At 47.4% G+C, this 4,466-nt stretch carries 3 protein-coding genes; all 3 read right to left on the bottom strand.

The window, feature by feature from the left end; genetic code table 11:
• Window positions 1-67 precede the first annotated feature (67 nt).
• Window positions 68-682 (bottom strand): molybdenum cofactor guanylyltransferase MobA, encoded by a 615-nt coding sequence (mobA, locus tag B7X71_RS12340; RefSeq protein ID WP_293598949.1) that lies wholly within the window; start codon window positions 680-682, stop codon window positions 68-70.
• Complete coding sequence (gene moaA / locus B7X71_RS12335; RefSeq protein ID WP_293598950.1) at window positions 682-1,794, bottom strand: GTP 3',8-cyclase MoaA; 1,113 nt, start codon at window positions 1,792-1,794, stop codon at window positions 682-684. The genes mobA and moaA overlap by 1 nt, the downstream gene beginning before the upstream one ends.
• A gap of 82 nt (window positions 1,795-1,876) precedes the next feature.
• Window positions 1,877-4,466 (bottom strand): Rne/Rng family ribonuclease (locus B7X71_RS12330; RefSeq protein WP_293600879.1); only part of this gene is annotated, 2,590 nt, incomplete at its 5' end.

Here is a 4,466-nt window from a genome sequence, read left to right as displayed (position 1 = left end):
GCTATGCGAGCTTGGTCTACATGTAGTGAGCCACTGATATAAATCGGATCACTTGGAGGTATGTGCTTTAAGTTTGACATGAAGATATTTTTTCTAAAACTGCTAACTCTTCTGGTGTGTTCACATTGGCAAACGCTTGTGGATTTTCAAAAACTACCGTGCCAGATTGCAACTCTTTAAACCAGCGATCAATTTTTAAATCGCCTTTACTTAAAAAGGAATCTAAAGAGTCTTTCAAACTGCTTTTCATTAAGCAGAAGACAGGCTGAGACCAAATCTTGCCATCGTCCTCCGTTGTGGAAGCAAAGACTAGTTCTAAATTATTGCCCTCGAGTTCAGCTGCCATTTTTTGGGCAAGATCGTCCGGCAATAAAGGGGAGTCGCAGGGTGATGTAAGCAGATAAGGTGTTTTGCAGTGCTTGAGACCCACTGAAAAACCAGCTAAGGGGCCGGAGAAGTCGGGGGTTTCATCCATGAATACCGGGTAACCATAGTGTGCATACTTGGTAATGCTGCGGTTGGCATTAATCAGAATGGTGCTAACTTGAGGCTTGAGTCGACTAATGGCAGATTCAATTAGAGGCTTGCCATGAAAGGGAATTAAACCTTTATCGATGCCACCCATTCTTTGGGCGCGACCTCCCGCCAAAATGAGTCCAGTAATGTGTTCAGAGGTAATCATTAGCCGCCGATGTAAGACATTTCTACCTTGCGAGCAGATTTCAATTCAGCGGTATTGGATCCCCGAATTTCTGAATAGTGATCATTGCGTCCGGACCATGTAGACATGATGGCGTTGGCAATTTCTAAATCGCTTCTACCAGAACGCAAGAGCGTTTTGAAATCAAAACCTTCATTTGCAAATAAGCAAAGATAGAGTTGACCATCAGTAGAAATGCGAGCTCGCGTGCATTCATGGCAGAAAGTTTGTGTGACACTGGAAATAAAGCCAATCTCACCAGAGCCATCAAGATAACGCCAGCGCTGAGCTACTTCACCAGGATAATTAGCCTCAATAGGTTCAATCGGAAAGATTGCGTTGATACGATTGGCAACTTCTTGCGAGGGAAGTACTTGTGACATATCCCAGCCGTTAGAGCTACCTACGTCCATAAATTCAATAAAGCGTAGTGTTATGCCGCTGCCTTTGAAGTGCTTGGCCATGCTAATAATCTCTTGATCGTTTGTACCCTTCTTCACAACCATATTGACTTTGAGATTAGTGAAGCCTGCTTCTTGAGCTGCAGCAATTCCATCAAGTACATCCGTAACTGGGAAGTCGACATCATTCATTTTTTTGAAGATGTCGTCGTTCAATCCATCAAGGCTAATCGTCAGACGCTGCAAGCCTGCTGCTTTCAATGCGGCAGCCTTCTTGCGTAATATGCTGCCATTGGTAGTGAGTGTTAGATCAAGTGCTTGATTTGTCGTAGTACGAATCTTGGCGAGCATTTCAACAAGTACTTCAAGATTTTTACGCAGCAAAGGCTCGCCACCAGTGAGGCGAATTTTTTCTACACCCAGAGAAGCAAAGATCGTTGTAAGGCGAGTAATCTCTTCAAAGCTCAGTAAATCACTATGAGAGAGATAGGGATAGTCTTTATCGAAGATTTCCTTAGGCATGCAATAGGTGCAGCGGAAATTACATCGATCGGTTACGGAGATTCGTAAATCACGAAGAGGGCGCCCACGAGTATCTTTGCTTGAAGTGTTGGCGGCAACAAGCTGCCCAGGAATGGACGGCGTAAGGCCTTTGCCTTCATCTACACGTATGGGAATGACTTTTTCAACCATGTCTCATTATGGCTGTGAAACGGTGTTTCTGCCAAACTGCCAAATATCCTTGTGGGATAAATAGCAGTCTGGAGAAATTGGATTAAACCGTTTTTTCTTGGCCGCCGGTTTCAACTAAAACCATTGGACCAGTTTGCAAGTTAACAGGAGCCTTTGGAGTTCTACCCATAGGCAAAACTTCTGGCTCAGCTTTGATTTGCGATTGCGCTTCTTGATGCTTACTAGAGTCTGTGGCCACCCAGACCATACCAGCAGACTGAACCACGCTATGCAATGGAGTCTCTTCGAGTGCTTGGAAGGCAACCTTAGGAAGCTCAGGTGCTGGCTTAGCAATGACTTCAATTGCAGCTGCTGTTACTGATGTGACCACTGCCTGTGCGGTAGGGGCTGTTGCAGCGTTATCAGGGCGATTGCTTTGACGCGGTGCACGTTGCTCTCTTGGCTCTCTGGGTGCGCGAGGTGCACGCTCTTTCACATCATTTGAAGCTACTAGAGCAACAGTGTTTCCAAAGCTTTGAGCGATATTCTGAATCGGCATGGAAGCAGATGCACCAGCCATTCCTACTGGGGGTCCTGAAAATGAAGTTGCTGCTGCAACAACAGAAGCAATCGCTGCATCACCAGTAGACTCGGTGCGCTCACCACGTTGACCACGACCACGACCACGACGGTTACGACCACGACCACGACGCTCTTCACCATCCGCACTTGGTGCTGTATCAGTACCTGGAGCAGCCTCAGTAGCTGGAGTTACCGCAGCTGGATTTTCTGGTCTTGGATTTTGATTGCGATTGCCGTTATTGCCATTGCGGTTGCGACCATCTTGACGACCTCTACTTGAACCCGCTTCGCGTGGAGCATTTGTACCTTCGGCGCTTGCTGCACCTTCAACTGGACGCTCACCGCGATCACTACGTTCGCCACGACGACCACGGTTGCGGTTATTGCCGTTGCGATTGTTTTGATTGCGACCACGTGGTGCGCTTGGAGCAGGCTTCACTTCTGGCGCAGGCGTTGAAGAGAATAGGCTCTTAATAAATCCAAAGAATCCACCGGAGCTAGCAGTTTCAGTACTAGCTTTTTCAGTGCGCGCAGGACGTGGCTGGCTTACAGGTGCTGGTGCATTTGGCGTAATACCTTTAACAGCAGCTTCTGGGCGAACTTTGACATCTGCATCTTTGCGACTTACTGCAGTATCTGTTTCGAGTTCAGCAGCAGCTTCTTCAGCCATCACATAGCTAGCCTTCTGATCGTCAAGACGCGGATCGTCATGGCGTAAACGCTCAAGCTTGTAATGTGGAGTTTCTAAATGCTTGTTTGGAATCATTAAGACATTGACTTTGAAGCGTGTCTCAATCTTGATGACTTCAGCGCGCTTCTCATTGAGCAAGAATGCAGCCACTTCGACTGGAACTTGTGAATGAATAGCGGCAGTCTTTTCTTTCATTGCCTCTTCTTGGATGATGCGCAAGACTTGCACTGCAGAAGATTCGGTATCGCGGATATGGCCTGTACCGTTACAACGTGGGCAGGTTACATGGCTACCCTCAGACAGTGCAGGGCGTAAACGCTGGCGTGACATTTCCATCAAACCAAACTTGGAAATCTTACCCATCTGGACACGAGCGCGGTCATGGCGCAGAGCATCGCGCAAACGATTCTCAACATCCTTTTGTGCCTTGCTCGATTCCATATCAATGAAGTCGATCACGATCAAGCCACCCAAGTCACGTAAACGTGCTTGACGAGCGATTTCATCGGCAGCTTCCAAGTTGGTGCGGGTTGCAGTCTCTTCAATATCAGAGCCGCGGGTTGCACGTGCAGAGTTGACGTCTACTGAAACTAAAGCTTCAGTATGGTCAATCACGATTGCGCCACCGGATGGCAATGGTACGGTACGTGAGTACGCAGTTTCAATCTGATGCTCGATTTGGAAGCGGGAGAACAATGGAACATCGTCCTGGTAACGCTTCACTCTAGGCAAGTTATCCGGCATTACTACAGACATAAAGGCTGCAGCTTGCTCGTAGATGTCATCCGTATCGATGAGGATCTCACCAATATCTGGTTGGAAGTAATCACGAATCGCACGAATCACTAAGCTGGATTCGAGGTAAATCAATAGCGGCGCTGAATTGCCTTTAGCGGCTTCATCAATCGCTGTCCACAACTGCATGAGATAGCTTAAATCCCATTGCAATTCAGTGGCGTCACGGCCAATACCGGCTGTACGAGCAATGATGCTCATACCATCTGGTACTTGTAATTGGGACATTGCTTCACGGAGTTCTTGACGATCTTCGCCTTCGATGCGACGAGAAACACCGCCTCCACGTGGGTTATTTGGCATTAATACCAAATAGCGGCCTGCTAGCGAGACAAAAGAAGTGAGTGCGGCACCTTTTTGGCCACGCTCTTCTTTTTCCACCTGGACAATGATTTCTTGGCCTTCACGCAATGCATCCTTAATAGAGGCATTACGGACATCAATACCCTCTTTAAAGTAGGTGCGGGCAACTTCTTTAAATGGCAGGAAGCCATGGCGTTCTTCGCCGTAATTTACAAAGCAAGCCTCGAGCGAAGGCTCAATGCGGGTAATAACACCTTTGTAAATATTGCCTTTGCGTTGTTCACGACCGGCAGCTTCGATATCGATATCGATGAGTTTTTGA

The organism is Polynucleobacter sp. 39-46-10 (genome assembly GCF_002282275.1).
Note: the sequence above shows the minus strand (reverse complement) of the source record. Positions and strands in the feature narration are given on the sequence as shown.